Annotated in this window: 26 protein-coding genes; 24 read left to right on the top strand and 2 right to left on the bottom strand. The window is 56.6% G+C overall.

What is annotated here, in order from left to right; translation table 11 throughout:
• Positions 1–88: 88 nt before the first annotated feature.
• The 9 genes from ACTUHY_RS00970 to tyrS all read left to right on the top strand — a co-directional run bounded on the left by ACTUHY_RS00970 (position 89) and on the right by tyrS (position 8,132).
• Positions 89–787 carry a response regulator transcription factor gene (locus ACTUHY_RS00970; protein ID WP_278675252.1) on the top strand — a complete coding sequence of 233 codons (699 nt, stop codon included), beginning with the start codon at positions 89–91 and terminating at the stop codon, positions 785–787.
• On the top strand, positions 784–2,433 hold the full coding sequence (locus ACTUHY_RS00965) for a sensor histidine kinase (protein WP_442826245.1): 1,650 nt from the start codon (positions 784–786) through the stop codon (positions 2,431–2,433). Before ACTUHY_RS00970 ends, ACTUHY_RS00965 begins: the two co-directional genes overlap by 4 nt.
• Positions 2,426–3,448: a M15 family metallopeptidase gene (locus ACTUHY_RS00960; protein ID WP_442826244.1), complete on the top strand. Its 1,023-nt coding sequence runs from the start codon at positions 2,426–2,428 to the stop codon at positions 3,446–3,448. Before ACTUHY_RS00965 ends, ACTUHY_RS00960 begins: the two co-directional genes overlap by 8 nt.
• A gap of 333 nt (positions 3,449–3,781) precedes the next feature.
• Positions 3,782–4,117: a YlbF/YmcA family competence regulator gene (locus ACTUHY_RS00955; RefSeq protein ID WP_278675255.1), complete on the top strand. Its 336-nt coding sequence runs from the start codon at positions 3,782–3,784 to the stop codon at positions 4,115–4,117.
• The gene (gene murB, locus ACTUHY_RS00950; RefSeq protein WP_442826243.1) at positions 4,117–5,028 is read left to right on the top strand and encodes a UDP-N-acetylmuramate dehydrogenase; all 912 of its coding nucleotides are present in this window, start codon (positions 4,117–4,119) and stop codon (positions 5,026–5,028) included. Before ACTUHY_RS00955 ends, murB begins: the two co-directional genes overlap by 1 nt.
• A 34-nt stretch (positions 5,029–5,062) precedes the next feature.
• Positions 5,063–5,992, top strand: a complete 930-nt coding sequence (locus ACTUHY_RS00945; RefSeq protein WP_442826242.1) for a DMT family transporter — start codon at positions 5,063–5,065, stop codon at positions 5,990–5,992.
• A 19-nt stretch (positions 5,993–6,011) separates the two neighbouring features.
• Positions 6,012–6,377, top strand: a complete 366-nt coding sequence (locus ACTUHY_RS00940; protein WP_278675259.1) for a VOC family protein — start codon at positions 6,012–6,014, stop codon at positions 6,375–6,377.
• A 12-nt stretch (positions 6,378–6,389) separates the two neighbouring features.
• On the top strand, positions 6,390–6,830 hold the full coding sequence (mscL, locus tag ACTUHY_RS00935; protein WP_442826241.1) for a large conductance mechanosensitive channel protein MscL: 441 nt from the start codon (positions 6,390–6,392) through the stop codon (positions 6,828–6,830).
• A 75-nt stretch (positions 6,831–6,905) separates the two neighbouring features.
• Positions 6,906–8,132 (top strand): tyrosine--tRNA ligase, encoded by a 1,227-nt coding sequence (gene tyrS, locus ACTUHY_RS00930; RefSeq protein WP_442826240.1) that lies wholly within the window; start codon positions 6,906–6,908, stop codon positions 8,130–8,132.
• A gap of 88 nt (positions 8,133–8,220) precedes the next feature.
• Here tyrS and ACTUHY_RS00925 read toward each other — a convergent pair whose 3' ends face one another.
• Positions 8,221–9,678, bottom strand: coding sequence for a class I adenylate-forming enzyme family protein (locus ACTUHY_RS00925; protein ID WP_442826239.1), 1,458 nt, complete (start codon positions 9,676–9,678; stop codon positions 8,221–8,223).
• 319 nt (positions 9,679–9,997) lie between these two features.
• On the opposite strand from ACTUHY_RS00925, the gene ACTUHY_RS00920 reads away from it, so the two are divergent.
• From ACTUHY_RS00920 to ACTUHY_RS00865, 12 genes are all read left to right on the top strand, one after another.
• A complete protein-coding gene (locus ACTUHY_RS00920; RefSeq protein ID WP_143025737.1) occupies positions 9,998–11,587 on the top strand; it encodes a hypothetical protein in 1,590 nt (529 codons plus the stop codon).
• Positions 11,581–12,993 carry a histidine kinase gene (locus ACTUHY_RS00915; protein WP_442826238.1) on the top strand — a complete coding sequence of 471 codons (1,413 nt, stop codon included), beginning with the start codon at positions 11,581–11,583 and terminating at the stop codon, positions 12,991–12,993. Before ACTUHY_RS00920 ends, ACTUHY_RS00915 begins: the two co-directional genes overlap by 7 nt.
• Positions 12,968–13,585, top strand: coding sequence for a response regulator transcription factor (locus tag ACTUHY_RS00910; protein WP_012938209.1), 618 nt, complete (start codon positions 12,968–12,970; stop codon positions 13,583–13,585). The genes ACTUHY_RS00915 and ACTUHY_RS00910 overlap by 26 nt, the downstream gene beginning before the upstream one ends.
• A gap of 369 nt (positions 13,586–13,954) precedes the next feature.
• Positions 13,955–15,055 carry a nucleoside hydrolase gene (locus ACTUHY_RS00905; protein WP_442826237.1) on the top strand — a complete coding sequence of 367 codons (1,101 nt, stop codon included), beginning with the start codon at positions 13,955–13,957 and terminating at the stop codon, positions 15,053–15,055.
• 18 nt (positions 15,056–15,073) lie between these two features.
• Complete coding sequence (locus ACTUHY_RS00900; RefSeq protein ID WP_442826236.1) at positions 15,074–16,672, top strand: bifunctional metallophosphatase/5'-nucleotidase; 1,599 nt, start codon at positions 15,074–15,076, stop codon at positions 16,670–16,672.
• A gap of 226 nt (positions 16,673–16,898) precedes the next feature.
• Positions 16,899–17,927: a hypothetical protein gene (locus ACTUHY_RS00895; protein WP_442826235.1), complete on the top strand. Its 1,029-nt coding sequence runs from the start codon at positions 16,899–16,901 to the stop codon at positions 17,925–17,927.
• Between the two features lie 68 nt (positions 17,928–17,995).
• Positions 17,996–19,438 (top strand): SPFH domain-containing protein, encoded by a 1,443-nt coding sequence (locus tag ACTUHY_RS00890; protein ID WP_442826234.1) that lies wholly within the window; start codon positions 17,996–17,998, stop codon positions 19,436–19,438.
• A gap of 18 nt (positions 19,439–19,456) precedes the next feature.
• Complete coding sequence (locus ACTUHY_RS00885; RefSeq protein ID WP_442826233.1) at positions 19,457–20,566, top strand: TFIIB-type zinc ribbon-containing protein; 1,110 nt, start codon at positions 19,457–19,459, stop codon at positions 20,564–20,566.
• 10 nt (positions 20,567–20,576) lie between these two features.
• Positions 20,577–21,338: a TPM domain-containing protein gene (locus ACTUHY_RS00880; RefSeq protein WP_442826232.1), complete on the top strand. Its 762-nt coding sequence runs from the start codon at positions 20,577–20,579 to the stop codon at positions 21,336–21,338.
• A gap of 12 nt (positions 21,339–21,350) precedes the next feature.
• Positions 21,351–22,361: a hypothetical protein gene (locus ACTUHY_RS00875; protein ID WP_442826231.1), complete on the top strand. Its 1,011-nt coding sequence runs from the start codon at positions 21,351–21,353 to the stop codon at positions 22,359–22,361.
• Positions 22,361–23,161 (top strand): right-handed parallel beta-helix repeat-containing protein, encoded by an 801-nt coding sequence (locus tag ACTUHY_RS00870; RefSeq protein ID WP_442826230.1) that lies wholly within the window; start codon positions 22,361–22,363, stop codon positions 23,159–23,161. The genes ACTUHY_RS00875 and ACTUHY_RS00870 overlap by 1 nt, the downstream gene beginning before the upstream one ends.
• Before the next feature lie 27 nt (positions 23,162–23,188).
• Entirely contained in the window at positions 23,189–23,704 is a 516-nt protein-coding gene (locus tag ACTUHY_RS00865) for a hypothetical protein (protein ID WP_442826229.1), read from the top strand.
• Here the strand turns inward: ACTUHY_RS00865 and ACTUHY_RS00860 are convergent.
• Complete coding sequence (locus ACTUHY_RS00860; RefSeq protein ID WP_442826228.1) at positions 23,701–24,834, bottom strand: hypothetical protein; 1,134 nt, start codon at positions 24,832–24,834, stop codon at positions 23,701–23,703. The two genes, ACTUHY_RS00865 and ACTUHY_RS00860, sit on opposite strands and share 4 nt — an antisense overlap.
• A gap of 256 nt (positions 24,835–25,090) precedes the next feature.
• On the opposite strand from ACTUHY_RS00860, the gene ACTUHY_RS00855 reads away from it, so the two are divergent.
• The 3 genes from ACTUHY_RS00855 to ACTUHY_RS00845 are packed head-to-tail and all read left to right on the top strand — an operon-like array spanning position 25,091 to position 26,441.
• Complete coding sequence (locus tag ACTUHY_RS00855; protein WP_442826227.1) at positions 25,091–25,684, top strand: Asp23/Gls24 family envelope stress response protein; 594 nt, start codon at positions 25,091–25,093, stop codon at positions 25,682–25,684.
• Positions 25,681–26,202 carry an alkaline shock response membrane anchor protein AmaP gene (gene amaP, locus ACTUHY_RS00850; RefSeq protein WP_278674067.1) on the top strand — a complete coding sequence of 174 codons (522 nt, stop codon included), beginning with the start codon at positions 25,681–25,683 and terminating at the stop codon, positions 26,200–26,202. The genes ACTUHY_RS00855 and amaP overlap by 4 nt, the downstream gene beginning before the upstream one ends.
• A 14-nt stretch (positions 26,203–26,216) precedes the next feature.
• Positions 26,217–26,441, top strand: coding sequence for a DUF2273 domain-containing protein (locus ACTUHY_RS00845; protein ID WP_278674068.1), 225 nt, complete (start codon positions 26,217–26,219; stop codon positions 26,439–26,441).
• The last annotated feature ends 14 nt before the right edge of the window (positions 26,442–26,455 follow it).

The following is a 26,455-nucleotide window of genomic DNA, read 5'->3' as shown; positions in this document are numbered from 1 at the left end:
CGCTGCGATAAGCGCTCTGGTACTTGGGATCCTTGGGAAAGGATCCTGCAACCCGGCAGGTTCCCTGCCAGAAGAGTGAGGGCTGTCTATGAACAAACAACAGACTGTATTGATTGCGGATGATGAACCGCAGATCCGCGAAATCTTAAGCATTTATTTCAAGAAAGAAGGCTTCAAGGTCATCGAGGCGGCCGATGGGGCGGAAGCCCTGGTCCAAGTCCAGGCCGGGAAACCGGATATCATCCTGCTGGACATCATGATGCCGGTATTGGATGGGCTGGAAGTCTGCAAACAGGTCCGCAAGATCTCTGATATCCCCATCATCATGCTGACAGCCAAGGATTCGGATGATGATCGGATCCTGGGGCTGGAGATCGGGGCGGATGATTATATCTCCAAACCTTTCAATACAAGAGAAGTGGTAGCCAGGGTCAAAGCCGTGCTCCGGCGGACCAATGCCTCCATCAGCAGCCAGAATAAGCAGGTGCTGGAATATCCCAACCTGATGATCAACCTCAGTGAATACCGGGTCGTAGCCTTTGGCCGGGAAATCACCTTTACAGCCAAGGAGATGGAACTCCTCTGGTGCCTGGCTTCCAATCCCGGGATCGTGTTCAGCCGGAACCAGCTGCTGGAAAAGATCTGGGGCTATACCTATTACGGCGATACCCGGACCGTGGATACCCACATCAAACGGGTCCGGCATAAACTGGATATCCCCCCGGATTCTACTTGGGACATCATGACCGTATGGGGTGTAGGGTATAAATTCGAGGTCAAAAAGTGAAAAAGTCATTAAGCACCAGGCTCATGTACAGTTACATGGGCCTGATTCTGGCTATTATCGTAGGGATTTCCATCGGACTCAGTTACCTGATCACCGATTATTTCTTCCGGACCAAGGAACTGGAACTCAATGATAAGGGCGGCCAGGTGGCCATGATGATCCGGTATTTCGATGCCATGAGCATGGATAAGGCCATCCTGCGGGAATATCTCACGTCCATGGACCAGCTGGTAGGGGCCCGGATCTGGGTGTTCAACAAGCAGTTCGATCTGATCGCGGCCTCGGAAACCGGGACCGAGTACGAGCAGGGTCGGGAAGGAAACGATTCCAAGCAGGAACGGGAAGCACGCCGACGGGAAAAATGGATGCAGAGCGTGGCTGCCATCGACAAGCAGATCCGGCAGAGCGGGAACGGCCACGAACGGTTCCAGAAGATCCTTACCAAAGTATATGGCGGAGAACGGGTCAACGAACGGATCTACCATCCTTACTACAAGGAGCAGGTCCTGATGGTGGGGATCCCCCTGAAGGACAACCATGGCACGGTTTCTGGGGCTATGCTGCTGGCTTCCCCCTTGGGCGGACTGAACCGTGTCCTGAAGGACATCTATATCTATACCATCATCGTAGGAATCATTGCCCTGTGCATCAGCGTGATCATCGTCAGCGGACTGACCCGTCGGATGGTCAAACCGCTGATTTCTATGAAGAACTCCGCAAAAGCCATTGCCTTAGGGGACTACTCCCTGAAAGTAGCGGTGGACGGAGATGATGAAATCGCTGATCTGGGCCGCAGCCTGAATTCCTTGGGACGGGACCTGGAACAGTTTGTCCGGAAGACCCGGAAGATGGAAAAGATGCGCCGGGATTTCGTAGCCAATGTGTCCCATGAACTCCGGACTCCCATCACCATCATCCAGGGCTATAATGAAGCCCTGTCCGATGGGACCATCACCGATCCGGAAGATGTGAAGAAATACCGGAAGCTGATCAACGATGAGACCCAGCGGCTGGAACGGCTGATCAACGAACTGCTGGATATCAGCCGGCTCCAGAGGGGAGAAGGAGAGGAAGTGGAACCCATCCCCCTGGGGAAAGTGGTAGAAAGTGTAGTGAACATGCTGGAAGGCCGGGCCCAGAAACGGGATATCCGGCTGGAACAGTATGTGGACGACAGCCTCCTGGTCTTGGGCAATGGGGACCGGCTGTACCAGCTGGTAATGATCCTGGGGGACAATGCCATCAAATATTCCCCGGACAGCTCTGTGATCCGCTTCCAGGTCATAAAGAACCGGCAGGGCGGTGTCATCCTTACGGTGGTGGACCAGGGATACGGGATCCCCGAAGAGGACATCCCCTACATCTGGGAACGGTTCTATAAGGCGGATAAATCCCATTCCCGCCATATCCCCGGCACGGGCCTGGGACTGGCCATCGGGAAAGAAATCATCCGGATGCACAAGGCAAAGGTCCAGGTGAAGAGCAAGGTGGGCAAGGGGACGGCTTTTGTGATTACCTTCCCTCCTTTCCAGGAAAAACCGAAAGTGACCCAAGATGGTGCCCATGAAGCCGAAGTGGTGGAGAATATCCAGCCTCTGGCGGAAGATGATACCGTTGCGCAGGAAGAGGAGGAGAGAAATGGGTAAGAAAACAGGGATCCTATCAGTTTGGCTGGCCTTTGGCCTTTCCCTGACGGCCTGGGCTGGTGCCTGGGAACCGGAGGACTTGAACCGGGAAGAAGCGGCACTGATCGGGTTTTACCAGGGCAATGGAGAGCAGGTGGCAGTACGGGAGGACAAAGGACAGCTCCAGCTGCTGTACCATTTCCAGCCCAAGGACCGGGATTATACCGGCAGCAATGTGTATACCCTGGTCAAGAACCATTATGACAATTACGAGCTCCGGGAAGTGGGTCCCAATACGGATGCGGACAGTACCCTTCGTTTTGATCGGGACAAGAACGGTCTGGGGATCAGCCTGAACCTGGGACAGAAAAGCTATACCCGCAGGTTCGTGGGGGGAGAGAATGGCAAGCCCATCCGGGTGACGCCGGCCAGGCCTCTGGAAGAACTGCGGAAAGAAGCGGCTGTGGCTGTGCCCCCCAGCCTGCCCTATGACAAGACCGCAGAACTGGTGGACCTGGCCCAGGCAGTGCCAGGACTGAAGTTGGATCTCCGGTACACCACGGACAACAACCTGTTCGGGGCGCCTCTGGTGCTGAGCACCCAGGCTCTGCTGGACCGGAATGCAGCCCAGGCATTGGCGCGGGTCCAAGCGGGACTACGGCCCTATGGATATGGCCTGGTGGTCTGGGAAGCCTACCGTTCCTGGCAGGATTTTAAATTGGCTGCCCTGGCCCTGGGCAAAGAGCATGCCGCGATGCTGCCCAAGGCAGAAGCAGGCTATTCCCATAACTCCGGCCGGAGCATCGATGTGAGCCTGTACCAGCTGGATACCGGGGAAGAAGTGGCCATGATCTCAGATTTTGACGAACCTTCCCCGGCTCAGTACGCTCAGTTTGCTGGAGGAACCCAGAAACAGCGCTGCTTGCGGGACCTGCTCCGGCAGCAGATGACTCTCCAGGGGTTCACTGCCAGCGACATGGAGTGGTGGCATTTCGACTATGATGCTGGGAACCGGTATCAGGTGCTGAATCAGTGAATGGGGGCATGAAAAAATTCACACCCCCGTCATACGTCATAGGTCCTACGTCGATGGAAGCCAGCTGGTGCTGGGGACGAATGCAAGAAAATCTATTGAATTCCATAGTAGGTTTTGAAATTTCAAAATCAATTTGGAAAAAATTGATTTCTAAAAGCGTATGACGTATGACGTATGACATATGACCTATGACCTATGACAAAGGGAATGTTGCACGTGTGTGGTTTTTACGCGCGCAACATCCCCTTCCCCGTTCTTAAAATTTGTCTGCAACTTTTTTCCTTTTATGGTAAAATTAATAAGATATGAATCGATTTTTAGGAGGTTCAAACCATGAATGTCTATGATGAAATGAACAATCTCTGCAAAGCCATCAAGGAATCCCATGAATATAAAGTGCTGGTGGAAGCCAAAGGGAAATTGGCCAAGGACTCTTCTGCAGAATCTATGGTAAAGGATTTCCTGAAGCAGAAACAGGAACTGGAACTCCAGCAGTACCAGGGCCAGAAACCAGATGATGCCAAAGTCAAGAAAATGCAGGACCTGTATAATGTGCTCCAGCTGAACCCTGTGGCCGCTGATTACATCCAGGGTTACATCCGGTTCCAGATGATGATCGGGGACCTGTCCAAGACCCTCAGCGATACCCTGAAGGAAGCTCTGGAATAATGGGCATATCCGCATTGCTTTCTTTCCTGGAAAAGGAATTGCCAGGAAAATACCAGATCAATGCCCCGATGGAGCGGTATACCACCTTCCGAGTGGGCGGCCCTGCAGATTTGCTGGTGGAACCGGAAAGCCAGGAAGAAGTCTGCCAGCTGCTCCGGGAAATCCATACCCAAAAGGTCCCCCTGACCGTTATCGGCAACGGATCCAATCTCCTGGTCATGGATAAAGGGATCCGAGGCTGTGTGGTGAAACTGGGCAGCTCCTTGAAACAGCTGATCCTGGATGGCTGCACCATCCGGGTGGAGGCAGGGGTGCTCCTGTCCCGGCTGGCTTCAGCGGCGGCTGAAGGAGGATTGGCGGGATTGGAATTCGCTTCCGGGATCCCTGGCAGCCTGGGAGGCGCTGTCCTCATGAATGCGGGGGCTTACGGAGGCGAAATCGGGGATCTGGTCCGTTCGGTCACGGTGGCGGACAGCCGGGGAGAACTCCGGGTCCTGGACCAGGAAGAAATGGGATTCCGGTACCGTCATTCCGCTGTCATGGACAGCGGAGACATCATCCTGGGCGCCACATTGGAACTGACTCAGGATGATCCGGATGCTATAAGGGAACGCATCAGTGAATTTACCCGGAAACGGGTCAGCAAACAGCCTTTGAATTTCCCCAGCGCGGGAAGCACATTTAAGAGACCTCCAGGATATTTTGCAGCAGCGCTCATCGATCAGGCGGGCCTTCGGGGCTATCGGATCGGTGATGCCCAGGTATCGGAAAAACACACGGGGTTCGTGGTGAACCGGGGCCATGCTACAGCGACAGAAATCTTGCAGCTGATGGACGATGTGAAGGAACGGGTCCATGCAGCCAGCGGCGTCTGGCTGGAACCGGAAGTCCGGATCATCGGAGAAAAATAAGGGGACTGTATCCTGGAAGGAGTCTATTGGTTATATGAATAAGGGGTATATTTTCGTCCTTGTCACGGCATTTTTGTTTGGGACCATGGAAACGGCCCTGAAGTTTTTCGGGAACATGTTCCATCCCATCCAGATCACATTCCTCCGTTTCCTCATCGGCGGCTTGGTGCTGATGCCCATGGCCTTCAATGCCTTGAAGAAGAAAAATGTGCAGCTGAATGGGCAGGATCTGAAATTCTTCCTGTTCTCTGGGTTCCTGGGGGTCGTGGTCAGCATGATCCTCTACCAGATGGCCATTGTCTATGGCAAGGCTTCCGTCAACGGGGTCATATTCAGCTGCAACCCAGTGTTCGTGGTGCTCTTTGCCTATTTCCTTTTAGGGGAGCCCATCGATAAGCTGACCATCTTTTCCTTGATGGCCAGTTTTGCTGGGATCATCTGCATCGTGGATCCGGCCAATATGACCGGCAGCCAGCTCAGCGTGATCCTGATCCTGCTGTCCGCTATGACCTTTGCCCTCTACGGGATCGCCGGACGGAAACACGCCCAGCGCTACGGGGGCATCGCTATGACCAGCCTGAGCTTTGTTTGCGGGTCCCTGGAGATGCTGCTGCTGATCGGACTTTCCACTCTCCAGCCGGTGCGCAGCCTGATGCTGAGCCTGGGTCTCAAGGTGTTCACCGATATCCCCATCCTCAGCGGGCTGACTGCAGCCCATATCCCGCCCCTGGCTTATATTGCCGTAGGGGTCACTGGCCTGGGGTATGCCAGCTATTTCCTGGCCATGGAATATACGGATCCAGCTACGGCCTCTCTGGCCTTTTATATCAAACCCATCCTGACGGCCTTCATGGCCTGGCTGGTCATCGACGAACCCATAACGGTGAATATGATCGTGGGCATTGCCCTGATCCTGTTCGGCTCCTGCCTTTCCATCATTTCCAAGCGGAAAAAGGCATCATGACAGAGAAAGGAAACCTGCTATGAACTTTAAATTCGTCCACAACAACTTCAATGTGCTGGATCTCCAGAAATCCCTGGCTTTTTACAAAGAAGCTCTGGGCCTGGAAGAAACCCGGCGGATCGAAAAACCGGATTTCACCATCGTGTATCTGGGGGACCACCAGACCAGTCACCGGCTGGAACTGACTTGGCTGAAAGACCGGAAGGAGCCCTACAACCTGGGGGACAACGAATTCCATCTGGCCTTTGAAACCGATGATTTTGCGGCTGCCCATGCCAAGCACGAAAAAATGGGCTGCATCTGCTTCGAGAATCCGGCTATGGGGATTTATTTCATCACGGATCCGGACAACTATTGGCTGGAAATCCTGCCACCGAAAAAATAAGGGGAGAACATAATGGGGAGCTTTTTGAAAGAATTTAAAGCCTTCGCCCTCCGGGGCAATGTAGTGGACATGGCCGTCGGTGTCATCATCGGGGGTGCATTCGGAAAAATCGTATCTTCTGCAGTGAATGATATCATCATGCCGCCCCTGGGAATCCTCATCGGCGGGGTGGATTTCTCCGATCTGTTCATCAACCTGTCCAGCAAGAAAGTCAGCAGCCTGGCAGAAGCCAAAGCGGCCAAACTGCCAGTGATCGCTTATGGCAGCTTCATCACCAATGTCATCGATTTCATCATCATGGCCTTTGTGATCTTCTGTCTGATCTCCCTGCTGAACCGTTTCAAGAAAGAAGAACCCAAGGCAGAACCTACCCTGTGTCCGTTCTGCAAAATGCCAGTGGACCCGGAAGCGACCCGGTGCCCCCACTGCACGTCTGAAATTCCCAAGAAATGATCGGCCGGGCTGGTCAGGCGTTTTTTGCCGGGCCAGCCGGCTTTTTGCGTAACAATCACTACAGGAGGATGTTCCATGAACGTATTGGATGTACTGGAAGAACGGGGATACCTGAAACAGATGTCCCACCCGGATGAAATCAGAGAACTGCTGGGAAAGGAAAAGATCACCTTCTATATCGGCTTTGATCCCACCGCGGACAGCCTCCACGTAGGCCACTTCATCGCCCTGATGGTCATGGCCCATATGCAGCGGGCCGGCCACCGTCCCATCATCCTGTTGGGCGGCGGTACTGGCATGGTGGGGGACCCCAGCGGCAAGAACGAGATGCGGAAGATGCTCACCCCCGAATTCATCAATCACAATATCGCATGCTTCAAGAAGCAGATCGGCCGGTTCATCGACCTGTCCGAAGGGAAGGCCATTGTGGCCAATAATGCTGACTGGCTGCTGAAGCTGAACTATGTGGATATGCTCCGGAGCGTGGGGGTCCATTTCTCCGTGAACCGGATGCTGGCTGCCGACTGCTACAAGTCCCGTCTGGCCAGTGACAACGGACTGACCTTCTTTGAAATGAACTACATGATCATGCAGGCTTACGACTTCTATACCCTGCATAAAAACTATAACTGTGTCATGGAGCTGGGCGGGGATGACCAATGGTCCAACATGATCGCCGGGGTGGAACTGATCCGCCGGAAAGACCGGCAGCCGGCTTACTGCATGACTAACACCCTCTTGACCAACAGCCAGGGCCAAAAAATGGGCAAGACCGTAGGCGGCGCCGTATGGCTGGATCCGGAGAAATTCTCTCCTTACGATTTCTACCAGTACTGGCGGAATATCGATGATGCAGATGTGGAAAAATGCCTGGCCCTGCTGACCTTCCTGCCCATGGAGGAAGTGCGCCGTCTGGGAGCTCTCCAGGGAGCGGAAATCAACGAAGCCAAGAAAGTGCTGGCTTACGAAGTGACCAAGATCGTCCACGGGGAAGCCGAAGCGGAAAAGGCCAAAAACGCCACGGAAGCCCTGTTCGGATCCGGCAGCAACCTGGACAATGTGCCCACCATCACCGTCCGGAAGGATGAATGGGGTTGCCGTCTGCTGGACCTCCTGGCAGAAAACAAGGTGATCGCCACCAAGAGCGAAGGCCGCCGGCTGATGCAGCAGAACGGCCTTTCCATCGATGATGCCAAAGTCACCGACGTGGATACCCTGGTGGACGACGCCCTGTTCGCAGACAAAGAAAGCCTGATGCTGCGGAAAGGGAAGAAGAAGTACTACCGGTTGGTAAGGGGATAAAAAATGGGGCTATTGCGTGAGCAACAGCCCTGTCAACGGTCAGCTGACAAAAAAGGAGTACTGCACGCTCATGTGCAGTACTCCTTTTTCATTTAAGTTCCTTCTTCGCGATTTTCCCCGTTGCCAGGTGGGGCATGGTTTCCAGCTGACGGAATACCCGGGGGACTTTGTAGATGGCCAGATTCTGCTGCAGGTATTTTTTCAGGGCCCTGGGGTCCACGGTTTCCCCTTCCCGGACCGTGTAGAAGCAGCATCCGGCCTGGCCCCGGAGCTTGTCCGGGATGCCGATGACCGCCGCTTCGTCGATGCCCGGGTAGGCGTAGACCAGTTCTTCGATTTCCCGGGGATAGATGTTTTCCCCCATGCTGATGATCATGTCCTTCAGCCGGTCCACGAGCCGCAGGTATCCGTCCTGATCTTCCACCACCACATCGCCTGTGTGGAGCCATCCGTCCACCAGGGCATCTGCCGTGGCTTTCGGCAGATGCCAGTAGCCCAGCATTACATTGGGGCCTTTGACCAGCAGTTCGCCCCGGCTGCCCTGGGGCATTTCCCGGCCCCCCGGATCCACCACCTTCACCTGGATCTCCGGCAGGGGCAGGCCAATGGTGCCGCTTTTCACCTTCTCCGGGGGATTGACGGACACCACCGGCGAAGCTTCCGAAAGGCCGTATCCTTCAATGATGGGCTGATGGTACCGGGCTTCAAAAGCCTGGAGAAGGGAAAGTGGCATGGCGGTGCCTCCCACCACGGTGTACCGGACGGAGGTCAGGTCCTCCGGCTGTCCCCGGCGGATGAGCAGGGAACAGAGGGAAGGCACCAGGTACAGCACCGTCAGCTGCTGGTCCCGGATGAAATGGACAATGTCCTTCAGGTTCACGCTGTCATACAGGAAGATGGAGGCTCCCACCAGCAGTGGATTGATCAAGGCGGTGATCAGGCAGAAACAGTGGTACAGGGGCAGCACCGCCAGCACCCGGTCCTCTGGGGTGATGCGGAGGATTTCCTGGAACTGGCGGGCGTTGCAGGTCACATTGGCGTGGGACAGCAGAGCCCCTTTGGGCCGGCCGGTGGTGCCGGAAGTATAGATGATGAGGAAAGGCTCCTGGTCCGTGAAGGTTTCCGAAAGAGACGGCGCTTCCGGGGCCGGGCTGTCCAGATACCCGTCCAGAGGCAGCTGGCGGATGGATCCCTCCAGATCCGCCGTGGCTTCCAGGGCGTTCCAGGCAAAAGGATTACCGGTATAGAGCAGTAAACTGGACTCAGAATCCCTGAGGATGAATCCCACTTCCCGCTGGCTCAGCTGGCTGTTGATGGGTACGGCAATGGCGCCCAGGGAAGCCAGGGCCAGATAAGCAACGATATAGTGGACGGTTTTCCGGGAAAAAATGGCAACACGGGTCTGCTGCCGGATCCCCTGGGCATACAGGGCATTCCGGCATTGACGGACCAGAGTACGGAGATCCAGGTAGGTATAGGAACGGCCCTGGTCAAAGACCGCCAGCCGGTCTGGTTCACCAAAGGACAACAGATGGTGGACGAGCATGGTAAGGCCTCCTTTTATCAGATTTCTCTTTCTATTGTACCGTGAAAAAAGAAAATAGGGAAGAGTGAAGAGGGAGGCCGGGATGGGGTTGTTGCACGTTCTGTGCAACAACCCCCTGGTCGTAGAGACGCATAGCGGCTTAAGTCTGGAGCCTGATGGCTGGAGCCAAATGTTGAATTTGCAGGCAAATTTTTGAATATGCTGCAAAAACTGGTTGCCGCATACCGCAGGCAGCAGTCCCTTTTTCTTTCTCTTTCCTTCATGGTATAATGAGGAAAAAGTCATGCTAATCACTTAGCTTGACAGGAGGGAGGGGACCATGGAGCAATTTTTACAGGAAATGACAGAGCTCCTGCCGTTCCTGCAGGAACCCCGGTTTGGCATTCCTCTGCCTGTATTGTATCTGATCATAATGATCGGGGTGATCCTGTGGGGTGGGTCCCTCCGGGAACGGATCTTCCAGCTGGGGGCCCGGGAGGCGGTGGGCTGGAGCATCTGGGTGTGGCTGGTCTGGCTGACCATCCGGCTGCTGCGGCTGACCCTGATTACCGGCTGGGCTGCCCTGGCCCGCCTGCTCTGGTACGGCTATTATCCCTGCATGGGGCTGCTGGCTTTTCTGGTGGTCTGGATCAGCTATGCCAGCAACCGGACCCCGGAAGACAGGGCTCTTCCCCGCTGGCTCCAGGGCCTGCTGCTTGTTGACCTTCTTTTAGCCGGGCTGGCCCTGACCAATGACTGGCATCAGCTGGTGTTCCAGATCCAGCCCAGTACCAATCCCCACCAGGATATCTATACCTATGGCTTTGTGTATTACCTGATCCTGTTCAGTTATCTGGCCCAGCTGCTTCTGGCCAATGGATGGCTGTGCTGGAGGGCTTTCCGGGAAAAAATCAGTCTGGAGAGGCTGTGGCAGCCCTTTACGGTCATCCTGCTGTACGGAGGATACATTGCCAGCTATATCCTGCGGGTTTCATGGATCTTCCGGAGTGAACTGGTCCTGTGGACGGCATTTTTCGGTTTCCTCTGGATGGAAGCCCTGCTCCGTTCCCGGCTGCTGCCGGGGAACAGTCAGTATCGGGACTGCTTTCTCCATTCCCGCCTGGGGCTGACCATCCTGGACCGGCAGGGACGTGTGGTGTACCAGTGCGAACAGCTGCCCGTCCCTCCGGACGGAGACTGGCAGCGGCGGACCATGCCCATTTCCGGAGGGCAGGTGGTATGGTACCAGGATATGGGAGAACTGCGCCAGAAGAAGAAAAAACTGGAACTGACGGCCCTGACCCTCCAACGGGTCTACCGGCTGCGGCGGAACTGGGAAAAAATCCGGAGAGAACGGATCCATCAGCAGACCCGGCAACGGATCTATGAGGAAGTGGAGGGCATCCTCCAGACCAGAGGTCCTCTTTTCCAACAATATGCCCGGGCCCTGGCACAGGCGGAAGGGGGCCCTGAGGCCCGGCAGCTGGTGGCCCGGCTCAATGTGCTGGCCTGCTACCTGAAGAAGCAGTGTGTGCTGCTGCTCCGGGGACGGGAAGACAACTGTCTGCCGGTCCGGGAACTGCAGCTGGCGGTCCGGGAACTCTGCCATTACCTGGAACGGACCGGGGTGAAGACGCTGGTGGACGATCGTCTGGAGGGGCAGCTGCCGGTGACAACGGCCCTGGCTTTCTTCCAGCTGCTGGAGGAGGCTTCGGAAGAGGCGGTGCGCCAGGGAGAAAGTTCCCAGATCTGCTGCTTCAAAGAAAGTGAGAAGGGATGGGAGCTGTCCCTGCTCTGGGATCCCCGGCCCTGGGTCCGGGAATTTGTGGCGCAGCATCAATCTCGTTATGGCAGGGGCCTGTTCTGCCGGGAACTGGAATACGGGAGCAGTCTGGTTCTTCAGCACCAGAAGGGGGACGGATCATGGTAGATTTTGTGAAGCTGGGACCCCTGTTCCACCGGGTGCTGGTGCTGCTGGGCTTTGTGGGGCTGATGAGCCAGAGCCTCCTGATCTATTTCCTCCAGCCCCTTCCCCGGTTCCGGTTTCGCCACCGGAAAGCGCTGGAAGGGGTGATCCTGGTCCTCCTGATCCTCCTGGAAAGCGATCTGATCCAGGATATCCAGCTGGGCCGGGAAGAGCCCTATGGTACGGGGTTCCGTCTGGTCCTTGGCGGCAGTCTCCTGGTGCTGACCCTGTGGCAGCAGGGAGATTCAATCGGGTGTCTGTCCCTGTGCCTGGCCGGAATGGCGATTCTGCCCTTTTTCGACGGGAGCTATCCCTGGGAGATGGGCCTGGCCCTGGGGCTTTTTCTGGTGCGGTCCCTGGATCTCCTGCCGGAGACCATCCAGGAAAAACGGATGCAGATCACGGAGTATTCCATTCAGGAAGCCATTGATTCTTTAGAGGAAGGGGTCCTGATCTCGCTGGCTAGCGGCGAACCGGTGCTGATGAACCGGGCCCTGTTCCGGTATACGGAAAGTGTCCTGGGGGTGGGGATCCGGAACGGCAATATGCTGTGGCACCTGCTCCAGGAAGTCCGCAGGCCCGGGCTGCATCGGGAAAACCAGGGCAGTGGGCTGCTTTTCCGGCTGCCGGACGGCCGCTGGCTGCTGTTCCAGCGGGTCAAGATCTATTTCCAGGGGCAGTCCCACTGGCAGCTGACTGCCAGTGATGTCACGGAACTCCAGCGGCTGAACCAGTCCCTGGACCAGCAGAACCGGCAGCTGCAGCAGAAAAATGCCGAGCTGAAGGAACTGCTCCAGCATGTCCAGGAAATCCAGAGCCGGGAAACCCTCCGGGAAATCCGGATCCGGATCCATGATCTGATGGGGATGCGGATCAGCCTGCTCCAGCAGGTATTGAACAACAGGAATTTTGCGGATTACCAGCGAATCATGCCCCTTTTGGTCAGCATGCTTTCTGATGTGCGGCAGGAAATCCGGGTGAAACCCCAGGTGCGGCTGGCTGAACTGGTCTCTGTGTACCGGAAGCTGGGGGTACTGGTCACCGTGCGGGGAAATCTGCCGGAGAAGGAATGGAAAGGGGAACTGTATGTGCAGATCATCCGGGAAGCCCTGACCAATGCCGTCTGCCATGGGCGGGCCAGCCAGGTGGCTCTGGTCCTGGACGAAGAAAACCTTCTGATCCAGGACAATGGACTGGGCTGCACCGGACCCGTCCAGGCAGGAGGCGGGCTTACCGGGATCCGGGAAAAAGTGGAAAGCCGGGGCGGGAAACTGGACGTTTCCGGGACCCCTCATTTTATACTGAAAATCCGTTTTGGGATGGAAGAAAAGGAAGGGACGAACGATGATCCGTATTCTGCTGGTGGATGACCAGAAAATCCTGCTGGATGGGCTGGCCAGGCTGCTGGAACCTTATGAAGACCTGGAGGTGGTGGGGCAGCTGCCCTTTTCGGAAATGGTGGAAACAGCCTGCGGCCGGCTGAAGCCCCATGTGGTACTGATGGATATCTGCATGGAAGGGAAGACCAGCGGCATCGAATGTACCCGGAAGATCAAAAAGCATTTTCCCCAGATCAAAGTCATCATCATGACCGGTTTCCAGGATGTGCATTTTGTGGAACTGGCCCAGGAGGCGGGGGCGGACAGTTTCATCTACAAAGAAAGTGCTGCAGACCAGTTCGTGGACTGCATCCACCGTACCATGGAGGGGGAGCATCTGTTCCCGGATGTACAGGAACGGACCACCTTTGGATTTTACAACGCCACCCTGACCCAGCGGGAAATCCAGATCCTGCACCTGGTCTGCCAGAATCTGAGCTATCAGGAAATCGCCGACCGGCTGCAGCTGACCCGCCGGACCGTCAGCTTCCACATCAGCAACATGCTCAGCAAAACCGGCCACAAAAGCCTGGTGGGACTGGCTGTGGAAGCGGCAGAGAAGGGGTATGCAGGGAGGGAGTAGGTCTGTTGCTGGGGCAACAGACCCTGTCAGCAGTCAACTGTCAACTGCCGAAGGAAGCCAGTAAACTGGCTTTGAACAAGGGCAACAATTGGATAAATCGTACCTGTAGGGGCAGCAGGCCCGGCTGCCCGCCAAATCAGAAGTTGACCATGTGTTCTGCGGGGCGCCGGGCCTGCGCCCCCTACGGTTTATGCTGTTTTAAAATCAATTTGAAAATTGATTTCTATCGGCCGCTGACCGTTGACAGCTGACAAAATGGAGGGGTGTTGTACTTTTTGTGCAAAACCCCTCCATTTTTCTCAACCCTGTACTTTAGTACAGTGCGGAAATCTCCTGCTTCCGGTATACTGGAGACAGGAGGTGAAGACAATGAAGATACAGAATGATTTCAGAAAATTCTTTCGTATTGTGGGGATCCTGGCGCTTGCGGTCCTGGCCCCTTTGGGGCGGGGGCTGGCGGCTGAGAAGGAAAAGGTGATCCTGGATACGGATATGGTGGAACTGCTGGATGACGGGGTGGCCATGATGATGCTGGCCCAGGCCCCCAACATCCAGCTGGAAGGGGTGACCATCGTCTTTGGGAACACCTGGGTGGAAACCGGGACCGCAGCGGCCATCCGTCAGTTGGAAGGGATGGGACGGAAGGATATCCCGGTGTTCATGGGGGTGAATGAACCCACCCGGAAAGACCGGTTTGCCCATATGGCGGAAGAAAAACGCCTGTACGGACAGAATTTCGACAGCCATAAAGGAGCCGCCGGCTATCCCCGTCCGGCTTCCTGGCAGCAGGTATACCGGGAACGGTACCACCGGGAACCGGAACTGCAGCCCCGGAAGGAGGCGGCAGCCGATTTCATTGTCCGGACCATCCGGAAGAATCCTGGAGAGGTGACCCTGGTGGCCATTGGCAGTGGAGCCAACCTGGCGGCAGCCCTGGACCGGGATCCGTCCATTGCCGGAAAGGTGAAACGGGTGGTGTACATGGCCGGAGCCTTCATGGTGGAAGGCAATGTGATGCCCCACGGAGAATTCAATGTATGGATCGATCCGGAATCGGCCCGGAAAGTGTACCGGGCACCCTGGACGGAACAGGTGTTCCTGCCGCTGGATGTATGCAATACGGCCAAACTGAGCCGGCAGGAATATCAGGTGCTTACGGGGAAAATCACCCAGCCCTGGGCCCGTGCCATGTGGAAGGATTACTGGGCAGGGCCTCTGTTCCAGCAGGATCCGGGCTTTTCCAGCTATATCTGGGATGTGCTGGCCGCTGCCGTGGTCATCGATCCCCTGGTGATCACCCGGGAAGAAACCCTGCCGGTGGATGTGAATGACCAGTACGGACCGGGCTATGGAGATACGCTGGCTTACCGGGGCGTTGGACCGGAAGGTACCCAGAAGGCCCGGATCGTCTTTGCCGTGGATCAGGACCGGCTGTGGCCCATGGTGGAAAAAGTCTTTGACCGGCTGTAAAAAAGAGAGGAGAAAACCATGCTCAACCGCAAGAAATTCCTGCGGGCCGGCGCTTCTGCCGCCCTCTTTGCCCTTCTGCTGCCTCTCCAGGCCTGGGCCCAGGTGGTGATACTCCACACCAACGACATCCATTGCGGGGTGGACAGGAACCTGACCCTGGCCCGGGTGGCGGCTTATAAAAAGAAACAGAAAGCCCTGAATCCCCAGACCCTGCTCCTGGACGCCGGAGATGCCATCCAGGGGGAACCCCTGGGGAAACTCACCGACGGACGGGCCATGGTCCGGATCCTGAATGGGGCGGGCTATGATTTTGCCATTCCCGGCAACCATGAATTCGATTACGGCATGGACAAATTCCTGTCCCTGGCCAAAAAACTGGACTGCGGGTACACCAGCTGCAACTTCGTCCGGCTGGATACCGGGAAACCCGTCCTGGCCCCCTACCGGATCTTTCCCTTCAAAGAACGGAAGGTGGCGCTTATCGGGGTCACCACCCCCGGTACCCTGGTGTCGTCCACGCCCCGGTTCTTCCAGGACGAAAAAGGCCATTTTATCTATGGATTCTGTGAGGACAAAGCAGGGGTGAAGCTTTACAGACAGGTCCAGGATACGGTGGAGGAAGCACGGGAACAAGGGGCGGATACGGTGATCCTGGTGGCGCATCTGGGCAGTGACGGTTCCATCCCCGTATGGAGCAGCCGGGCACTCCTGGCCCATGTAACCGGCGTGGACGGGCTCATCGACGGCCATTCTCACGAACAGTACGAAGTGTTCTATCCGGACCGGAACGGGAAAATGATCCCGGTGGCCCAGACCGGCACCAAACTCCAAAGCCTGGGGCGTATGGTCATCGAAGATGACGGTACCATCCGGGGCGAACTGGTCCGGGAACTGATGGAGCCGGATCCCCAGGTGGAGAAACTGGTCCGGAAAGAAATGGCCAAAGTGGACCGGGCCCTGTCCCAGAAGGTGGGAGAATCCTCTGTGGAACTGGTGGATTCCCTGGAGGGCCAGCGGGCCGTGCGCCAGAAGGAAACCAATCTGGGGGATTTTGCCGCAGATGCTTTCCGGACCTGTTTCAAGGCGGATGCGGCCCTGATCAACGGGGGCTCCTTCCGGTCCGGTCTGCCTCGGGGCGCCTGGACCCGGAAGACCCTTCTGACCCTGTTCCCCTTTGGGAACCAGGCAGTGCTCCGCAGCGTTTCCGGCCAGCAGCTGCTGGATGCCCTGGAACTGAGCGTATCCCACGCACCGGAAGAAAATGGCGGGTTCCTTCAGGTATCCGGTCTGACCTTTGTCTACGATCCGGCCATCCCCTCACCGGTGAAACTGGATGACCAGGGAAATTTCGCCCGGGTGGAAGGGGAACGGAGGGTCCGCCAGGTGATGATCGGCGGCAAACTCCTGGATCCGGCGGAAGACTATCTGGTGGCCGGGACCAGCTACATCCTCAGTGACGGGGGCAACGGCTATACCATGTTCCGGGACACCGCCCTGGTAGCGGAACCGGGCCTGTCCGAAGTGGACATCCTGGCTGATTACGTCCAGAAACAGGGCGTCAGCGAGGCATACAGGAAGCCGGAAGGGCAGGGGAGGATTCGGATAGACAGGAAATAAGGCGCTGTGAAAAAATCATCCCCAGCGCCTTTATTTCGCTAGCGTCAGCTGGCTTCCATCGGCTAGTGACTAGAGACTAGTGACTAGTGACGGGGTGTGAAAAAGTATTTTTTCACACCCCCTTTTTTACCAAAACCTGTACTTTAGTACAGTGCGTTTCTTCTGAAAATTCTGTACAATAAAAGCAGAAAGAGAACGAACGGATATCTGGAGAAAGGAGCACATGATGAGAAAGACATGGAAACAAATTCTGTTGGGAGCATTGACACTGTGTGTCCTGGCATCCGGCTGCGGTGGGGGAAACGGGGGCGGGGGAACCCCTGAAGACCCCAACGCCGACCTGCCGGTGCGGAAGAAAATCAGCACCCCGGTGGCATCCAGTTTTAAAGTAGACGGCCGGACGGTGAACATCTATGAATATACCGGGCTGACCTTCAAGGATCAGATCCTGTGGACGGACACCCTGGCGGTGGACGGGGACCGGATTTACTTCTTCGGCTTCGACAACAAGGACGAAACATACCGGACCAAACTCCGGTCTGTCAGTTTCAAGGATGAGACGCTCAGTGACCTGAAGGTGCTGGATGAACGGGCCTACTGGCGGGACAAACTGGTGGTATCCAACGGAACTGTCTATGACTGGCACAAACAAGGGGACTATAAAAGTCGTGAAAAGAAAAATGAAGCTTCCTATTGGCATTATTACGACGGAAAGACCATGGTGCCCACCGATTTCACCGGCACGACTCTGATTCCCATCGATCAGGGGAAGGATGTGGTCTTTACCCAAAAAAGGGACTACTGGACCGGGATCCTGGACAAAGGGACCCTTACCAAGGGGAAGGAACTCCTTACCGTAGAGGCGATAAGGAAGGCTGGGCTGAACATCAAGAAACAATGGGCGGACAAGGACGGATTATACCTGATGGGGTATATGAAAAACGACAAGGGTGAAAATCAAAATGTGGTCCGGCAGTACAGTCTGCAGGACGGACAGCTGATCCAGTCCTTTGAGGGACCTCTTACCAAAGAAGGCCGTGGGTACGTGGTCACAGAGCACCGGGTGGTGCTGGGACAAGAAGGCGGCATCTACTGGATTTTCCGCAAGAAGGATGGAAAGCTGTTGGGGAAATTCAAGACAGAACCCAAACTGACCATGGAAATCCTCACCCCCATGAAAAACGATTCCATCCTGATCTACCGCCGGATCAGCCGGGAGAAAGGCGAAGCCAAACTGTACCGGATGGATCTGTAGGGGAGAAAAGAGGGAAGAGTGTAGAAGATATGGAAAATAGGAACGGATTGAAGAAAGAGAGGTAAATTATGGGACTGATCAAAGCAGGGATGGGCGCTGTAGGCGGCGTGCTGGCCGATCAATGGAAAGAGTTTTTCTACTGCCAGATGGCACCGGACATCCTGATGATGAAAGGCCAGAAACGGACCGGGAGCCGGAGCTCCAACCAGGGCGACGACAACATCATCAGCAACGGATCCCGGATCGCTGTGAACAACGGCCAGTGCATGATGATCGTGGAAAACGGCAAGGTGGTGGATCTGTGTGCAGAACCGGGGGAATACACCTACGACAAAAGCACTGAACCTTCCATCTTCACCGGGGATCTGAAAGACAATGTGAAGGACATCTTCAAACAGCTGGGGAAACGGTTCACCTTCGGCGGGGATACCGGTAAGGATCAGCGGGTATACTATTTCAATACCAAGGAACTGATCGGGAACAAATACGGGACCCCCAGCGAAATCCCCTTCAAGGTGAAGGATGATACCACTGGCCAGGTGCTGACCATCCGGCTCCGGTGCTTCGGAGAATACAGCTACCGGATCACGGACCCCATCCTGTTCTATACCCACGTGGCCGGGAACGATTTCGACGAATACCGCAGGGAAACCCTGGACAGCCAGATGAAAAGCGAACTGCTCATGGCCCTGGCACCGGCTTTTGCCCAGCTCAGCGCTCAGCGGATCGACTACACGGAAATCATGGCCCATACCTTTGAACTGGCGGAAGCCCTCAACGATGTCCTGAGCAAAAAATGGCGGGATCTCCGGGGCATTGAAATCGTTTCCTTCGGGATCAGCAATATCAAAGCCAATGAAGCGGATGAAGAAAAGATCCAGAAGGTCCAGATGGGCATGACCATGGGCAGCGATCCCCGGATAGCCATGGGGGCCGTAGTGGATTCCAGCACCGATTCCATGAGGATAGCGGCAGGAAACCAGAACGCCGGAGCCGCCTTCGGGTTCATGGGCATGAATATGGCAGGGAATGCCGGGGCGAACATGTTCCAGGCCCTGGCAGGCCAGGCGGCGGCCCAGCAGCCGGCCCCACCGCCGGCAGAAGCACCACGTCAGCCCAATGGGTTTGCCCCAGGAGCGGCGGCTCCCAATGGCTGGGACTGCAGCTGCGGCCAGAAGGGCAATACCGGGAAGTTCTGCATGGCCTGCGGCGCCAAAAAGCCGGAACCGGCAGGGACCTGGGACTGCGCCTGCGGCCACAAAGGGAATACCGGGAAGTTCTGTATGGAATGTGGCGCTCCTAAGCCGAAAGCCCAGCCCCAGGGATGGACCTGTCCCGGCTGTGGCACGGTAAACCAGGGGAAATTCTGCATGAACTGCGGAGCCAAAAAACCGGAGGATGCGCCTTTGTACCGCTGTGACAAATGCGGCTGGCAGCCCCCCGATCCCCATCATCCCCCCAAATTCTGCCCTCAGTGCGGAGATCCCTTTGACGACAACGACAAGAGCTGAAACAGGAGGTGAGTGAAAATGACCGATACCTCTGTTGCCTACAAGTGTCCCAACTGCGGCGGGCCCCTGGAATTCCAGCCAGGGGCAAGCCAGGTGGTCTGTCCCTACTGCGATACCAAACTGGACGTGGCCCAGATGGAAGCCCTCTTTGCCCGGCAGCAGGAACGGGCGGCAGCCGCCCAGGAAGCAAAGGAAGAACGCTGGAATACGGAGATGGCCGGCAAGGAATGGAGCACGGAAGAAGCTTCCGTCCTGAAAGCCTTTACCTGTTCCGCCTGCGGTGCGGAAATCGTCTGTGACGAAAACACTCTGGCCACGGAATGCTGCTACTGCGGGAATCCCACCATGATGCCCAACCGTTTCAGCGGCATGCTGAAGCCGGATTACGTGATCCCCTTTACCAAGACCAAGGACGATGCGGTGGCGGCCCTGAAGGAATTCTACAAGGGCAAGCGCCTGCTGCCGGCGGCCTTTACGGCCAACAACCGGGTCCAGGACATCCAGCCCATGTACGTGCCCTTCTGGCTCTTCGATTCCAAAATCCATGCCAGTGCCGACTTCCAGGGGGAAGACGACAATGTAATGGAAACCAGCGATGAGATCATTACGGAAACCCGGGTGTTCCAGTGCATCCGCAGTGGCCGGATGAGTTTCCACAAGATTCCGGTGGACGGGTCCAGCAAAATGGACGATACCTATATGGAAAGCATCGAACCTTTCGATTATTCTAAGATGGTGCCCTTCAGCCCGGCTTATCTCACCGGTTTCCTGGCGGACAAATACGATGTGGATGCGGAAGCTTCCGTGCCCCGGGCTGATGAACGGGTGGAACGGTCCGCCGTAGGGGTGCTGGAAGAAACCGTCAAGGCCAGGGGCCATGACCGGACCATCCTCAAGGACAGCGTGGTCCGGAAGGATGAAGACCAGGTGGCCTATGCCCTGGCTCCGGTGTGGATCCTGACCACCCGGTATCAGGACAAACCCTACACCTTTATGATGAACGGACAGACCGGGAAGATGGTGGGGACACTGCCCTATGACAACCAGAAATCCCTGATGGTCATGGGGGCTGTGGCGGCCATCCTCACACCGGCCCTGTATTTTGTGGCAAAGATGTTCTTGACGTAAGGAGGTCATCATGAAGAAGTACCTGCGCATCCTGGCCCTCCTGGTGTTGCTGGTGGGCATGGCGGTTCCCGGATCGGCAGCCTCTGCCCTGGTATTGGATCAGGCAGATCTCCTGCGGCCCCAGGAAGAGAAAGTCCTCCAGCAGTCCCTGGACCAGGTGAACCAGAAATACCAGGTCCGTCTGGCAGTGGTCACGGTAAAAAACACCGGAAACGTGAAACCCGGAGAGTTCGCCAATGGGATGCTGGACAAGATCAAAGACAGCCGGTTAAAGGGGAATATGGTGCTGCTCCTGTCCATGAAGGATCGGGACTGGTACATTTCCACCGACAACAATATGCGGAAAATGATCACCGACAAAGCCGGTATCAAGGCTCTCAGCGGAAAATTCCTGCCGGCCCTGAAAAAGAACAACTATCCGAAAGCTTTCGGACAGTTTGCCAAAGGGGCGGATGAATTGTTGGCCTACTACCAGAAAGAAGGCAAACCCTACGATCCAGCCAATGCCTTCAACCCCCTGGCTCTGGCCATTGCGGCAGCGGTGTCCCTGGGCATCGGATTCCTGGTGCGCCGGATCCTCATCGGCCAGATGAACAATGTGATGCCGGCTCTGGAAGCCGGGGTCTATCTGGACCGGGACAGCTTCCAGCTGGAAGAAAATGCGGACAACTACCTGTACATGACGGTCCTTCGTAAGCCGAAGAAGAGCCGCGAAAACGCCAAGGCCGACAGTACCGACGAGGATCATGGCGGAGGTGGCGGAAAGTTCTGAAAAGGAGGAGCCATGAAAGGAAAGGATGTCTGGAGTCAGCTGGCTTGTCTGTGTCTCATAGCCTTTCTTACTGGCCTGCCGGTCCTGGCCGGAGCTTCCGGCGGAAAAGAAATCTATGGCCGGAAACTGGACACCCTGTATGATATGATCCAGGGAGGCAGAGGACCTGACTCCTATGGGGAGGAACAGGAAGACCTGGTGGCCGTCTGGGAGGGAATCCGGGAACTTTCCCCGGCCCAGGGGCTGGAACAGGTGAAGTACCAGCTGCTGGACTGCAATGGGGACGGGGAGCCGGAACTGCTGACGGGCCAGAACAACCGGATCACCAACCTGTTCACCCTCCGGGATGGCCGGCTCCACCGGGTGTTCAGCGGGTTGTACCGGAACGCCTGGTATCCTCTGGGAAAGGGACGGTTCCTGAACCAGGGGTCCGGGGGTGTGGGCCTTGCCATACTGGGGGAGTATCATCTGGATGGAGATGGGAATCTGGTGTGTGAAAGCTATTACTTCACCCACTGGGATCCAGCTGTGGAAAAAGTGGAGGTGTACTGGAACACCCTTGGCGTCCCGGACAGGGCCCTGTCGGAGAAACAGCCCATGACACCGGGGCAGTTCCAGCAACTGCAGGCAAACCTGATGGGCAAGGTGGAAAAACTGTCCTGGCAGTCCCTGGCCCGCCGGGGCAAAGGGAGTGTGGAGCTGTCCCTGACCCAGGACAGCGAGTTTGGCGAACCCATGCTGGCGGTGACTCCCAGAGAGAGATTGGAGGATGTGCACCTGCTCACCCTCCAGGTGGCGGAGGTCAGTGACAGCGGTCAGGTGACCTGGCAGGTGGAAACGGATGAACCGTTGGGAAATCTGGAACCGGGCAGCCGGTACAATTATCCCATACATCTGGAAGGGACGGCCCGGGCCACCGGCCTGTCCTATTACGACCGGAAGGGGTATCATCGAAAGATCCTCCAGCTCAGCGGAGAAGACGGCAGCCTGGTGGTGCGGGAGGAACAGGGAGGTGACAGTTGATGAAACGGATCGGTAAATTATGGACGGACCTGATACGGGCTCTGCTGCTGTGTCTGGTCCTGGTTCTGGGGCTGACAGCCGGGGGTTTTGCTGCTCCCCGGAAAACCGTCCTGGTCCACAATGTCAAGGAAATGATGGAGGCCCTGGATGACCATACGGAAGTCATCCTGGCACCGGGCCGCTATAACCTGTCCACCTGGCTGGCCAGCACCGCTGCGGACCAGGTGATCCACAGATTCCCCTGGAATCCCATGAGCCCTCCAGGCCTGTATATGGCCTATGAGGACCTGGAGCTGGCCGGATTCCAGGATCTCACCATCCGGGGCCAGGATACGGAGCAGATCACGGCAGAAATCGTAACAGAGGATCCCTATACTCCGGTGCTGCATTTCCGGAACTGTCAGAACTTCCGGCTGGCCCATCTCCGGGTCGGCCATTCCCTGCAGGCTGGCCGCTGCAGCGGAGCCGTACTGAAACTGGATCTGGTGCAGGACGCAGGGCTGGAAAATCTGGACCTGTACGGGTGCGGGACCTATGGGTACGAAGCCCTGGGCTGCGAAAGCGTTACCCTCCGGGACAGTGTGATCCGCAGCTGCACCTATGGCCTGATCAATGCCATCGAGTGCAGGGATATGAAAATCATCCGGACCCTGTTCAAAGACACCAGCACCAATCTCCCCCTTTTCGCCGTGGGCCAGTCCCGGGTGGAACTGACCGACTGTACCTTCAAGAATGTCCAGGGAAGGATCAATGATATGGACCTGGCAGGAGGAACCGTGAGCCAGATGGTTGAAAGGTAAAGAGAGCCGAAGAAGGGAGGGGGAACAATGGATGGATCCATTAAAAAACGTGCCGCCTGGGGACTGCTCGTTCTGTTGTTGGGAGCAGCTCCGGCTCTGGCCTGTGAACGGGACCTTCCCCACAGACATGAGTGGCCCGGCGGTGTCTCCGAACCCCGGCCCCTGGCCCCCGGTGCTCTTCGGTACCAGCTCCAGATCCTTCTGGCCAACCGGGACCAGTGGGACCGGGTCCCCCAATGGGACGGTCTGGTGAACATCGCCGTGCTGGATATGGACTGGAACGGGCAGCTGGAAATCCTGGTCAATGCCGAAGGAGAGGGCAGGGACCAGGGCTATGAGGTACAGCCAGAGACCGGGAAACTGAAGAAAATCCCCGAACAGCAGTTGTACAGATCCCTGAACAATCTCCTGAGAGCTCCGGCCTGGTTCACCATCATGCCGGAAAAGCGGCAGGACTGGCTGCAAAAAGACCCTGCCCACGTGATCCATATGCTGCGGGACAGCTATGAGAACTATGCGGGGCTCAAAGAAGGGTTTGGTTAAAAATACGCCGTTACGCTGGTCCCCAGGACCCACTCCCGGAAATCCCGGGTGAAGGGTCCTGTTTTTCTGTTCTGGAGCCGGAATCCTTCTATGGCCCAGACCAGTCCGGGAAATACCACATAGTCCATCCGGGCGCCCCAGCCCCGGAACCCCTGGCGCTGGAAGAATCCCGTATCCCCGTCCATGGTGTGGTAGAGGATGCTGGACTGGGGCTGGTCGTAATACCGGAGCCAGGTTTCCCAGGTGCCGCCCTTCCGCTCATCCAGTTCCCCGTAGGTTACGGCGGCCACAAAGCCGGTTTTCCGCTCCCGGTATCCGTCCCGGCCCTGGGAGCCTTTGGACCCCAGCAGTTCCAGGTCGAACAGCCACCGGTCCCGGGGCTGGTATTCCAGCCGGGTGGTCCAGATCTGCTGCCGGTCGAACCCGGTGCCACTGGCCCCTGGTTCCAGTCCCGGCTGCTGGAGGGCCGGCAGGCTGGCAGGCAGGGACTGGCGGGTCCGGAAATCCAGGAAGGCGGACCGGAGGTTCAGCTTTCCCAGCTGCTTTTCTTCCAGGGCAAACCAGCCGGTCTTCCGATGCAGGTTGTCGTTTCCGGTGGTCTGGCCGGCAAACAGGGTGATCCGGCCGCCTGGATCCGTATTCTTCCCAAAGCTGGTACGGATCCCGTCCACCCGTTTGTCGATAACATTCCCGTCCATGAGATACAGGTTGAACCGGCCCAGTTCCCATTTGGTGTGGCGGTTTTCGTGCTGGAGATAGGCCCGGGACAGGGTGGGATGGTGGTCCTGGGTGTGGTCCTTGTCGTTCCGTTTGTCTTCGATCATGAATTTCAACTGGGTATCCTGGCTGGTATGGACCACCGGGAACAGCCGCAGCCGCCGCTGGAGCAGGAACACATCCTGATCCGTCCGGGGCCAGCGGCTTTTTTTCAGGTTGGCGGGGGTCCGGGCGGCAAACCGGCCCTTGCCGTAGAGATACCGGTAGTCCCCGTGGAGTTCCAGCCAGGGGGTGTTCCGCTGTTCCTGTTTTTCCGGAGGATCGGCCTGGGAAGGGTCCACCGGGGCCACTTCGCCCAGAGAAACCGGGAGAGCCAGAAAAAATACGAAAGCAAGCCAGAACGGGAAAGCCATGACAGGCACCTTCTTTCTGCTGTTTCTTTTATCATAACAGATGCATGGGCAGGGAGTAAAGAGCGGCGGGCTGACCAGGTGGGATTTCTGATGCCAAAACCACCTGACCACAGCGGGGCGCCGGGCCTGCGCCCCCTACGGTTGTACCTGACCACTTAACCACTTAATCCCCCTGACTCGCTCCCTACCCACATTCCCCGGGATATGGTATAATAAAATAATTAAAATGAATAAACTTGCGTTTGAGGAGAAGCCTATGAACGACGAAGAAGTAAAACAGCAGGCGCAGTTGGAAAACAGTCCGGACACGGACGATATGGGAGCCATCAAGGTGGCCGACGAAGTCCTGAGCATTGTGGCGGGGCTGGCTGCTTCGGAGGTGAACGGGGTCTACGGCATGAGCGGGGGCATCCGGGAAGGGCTCACGGACATGCTGGGCAAACAGAATTTCTCCAAGGGCATCAAGGTCTATACGGAAGGCCATACGGTGCGGGTGGAGGTCCATGTGATCATTACCTACGGGTTCAACATTCCGGATGTGGCCATCAAGCTCCAGGAAAAGGTCAAGGAAGCCGTGGAGAACATGACTGGCTACGAAGTCACCGGGGTGGACATCCATGTGGAAGGCGTGAAGAAGAAAAAAGAAAAGGCCTTTGCAGAGAAAGACGATACGGATGAACTGATGAAGAAATGGGAGGAAGAACCGGCCGGGAGCCCGGCACTGCCGGAAGGGACTGCCGCCGGGGAAAACCGTCCGGAACCGCCGGAAGAAGGAAAAACGGAATCTGGAACGGGACCTGCCCAGGAACCTGATCCCAGAGGCCAGGAGACTGCGGGGGTGGAACCATGAGCATATTCGATCGGATCATCTTGACCCTGTATACCCTCATCATGGCAGCGGTGGCGGTGCTCATCATCATCGTCAGCATCAATCTGATCCCTGTCCACGACCTGACAGAATTTGCTGCCCGGGTGCCCGGACGCTGGGAATATACCATCGGCGGGGCGGTCATCCTGCTGGTGAGCCTTCGGCTGCTGTTTGCCAGCTGGAGCCGGGGCGGCAGCAACGACCTGACCTTTGAGAATGAGCGGGATGGGAAGATCCATGTGAGCCAGCGGGCCATGGAAGATTACATTTCCGGTTTCACCAATGATGTGTATGGGGTATTCGGCTCCAAATGCCGGGTGAAGCTCTTGAAGGAGAACCAGCTCAGTGTCCGGATCAACGCTTCCATCGAACCGGGGATCAATATCCCAGATACTACCGACGAGGTGAAACGGACGGTGAAAAAAAACATCATGAATGTCATCGGCGTGGATGTAGCCGATGTGGCAGTCTATTTTAAGCATATCAAGGCGAAGGAATAGATGGAGGATGGACCATGTGGCAGGAAATTTTGCGCAAATTGTTTGAAACCAGCCGGTGGCGGATCATTGGCGCCTCGGTGGGCCTGGTAGTGGGCATCCTGTTCCTGATCCTGGGCTTTTTCCGGACGGTGTTCCTGCTGTTCTGTATCGGCCTGGGATTCTATATCGGCTATAAAATGGATGCAGGGGAAGATCTGGTGGATCTGCTGGACAACCTGCTGCCTCCGTATCATAAATAAAGGAGTTCAAGAAC

This window comes from Acidaminococcus nyctereutis, from assembly GCF_052216985.1.
Lineage (GTDB): Bacteria > Bacillota > Negativicutes > Acidaminococcales > Acidaminococcaceae > Acidaminococcus > Acidaminococcus fermentans_A.
This window is presented reverse-complemented; position numbering and strand designations above follow the sequence as displayed.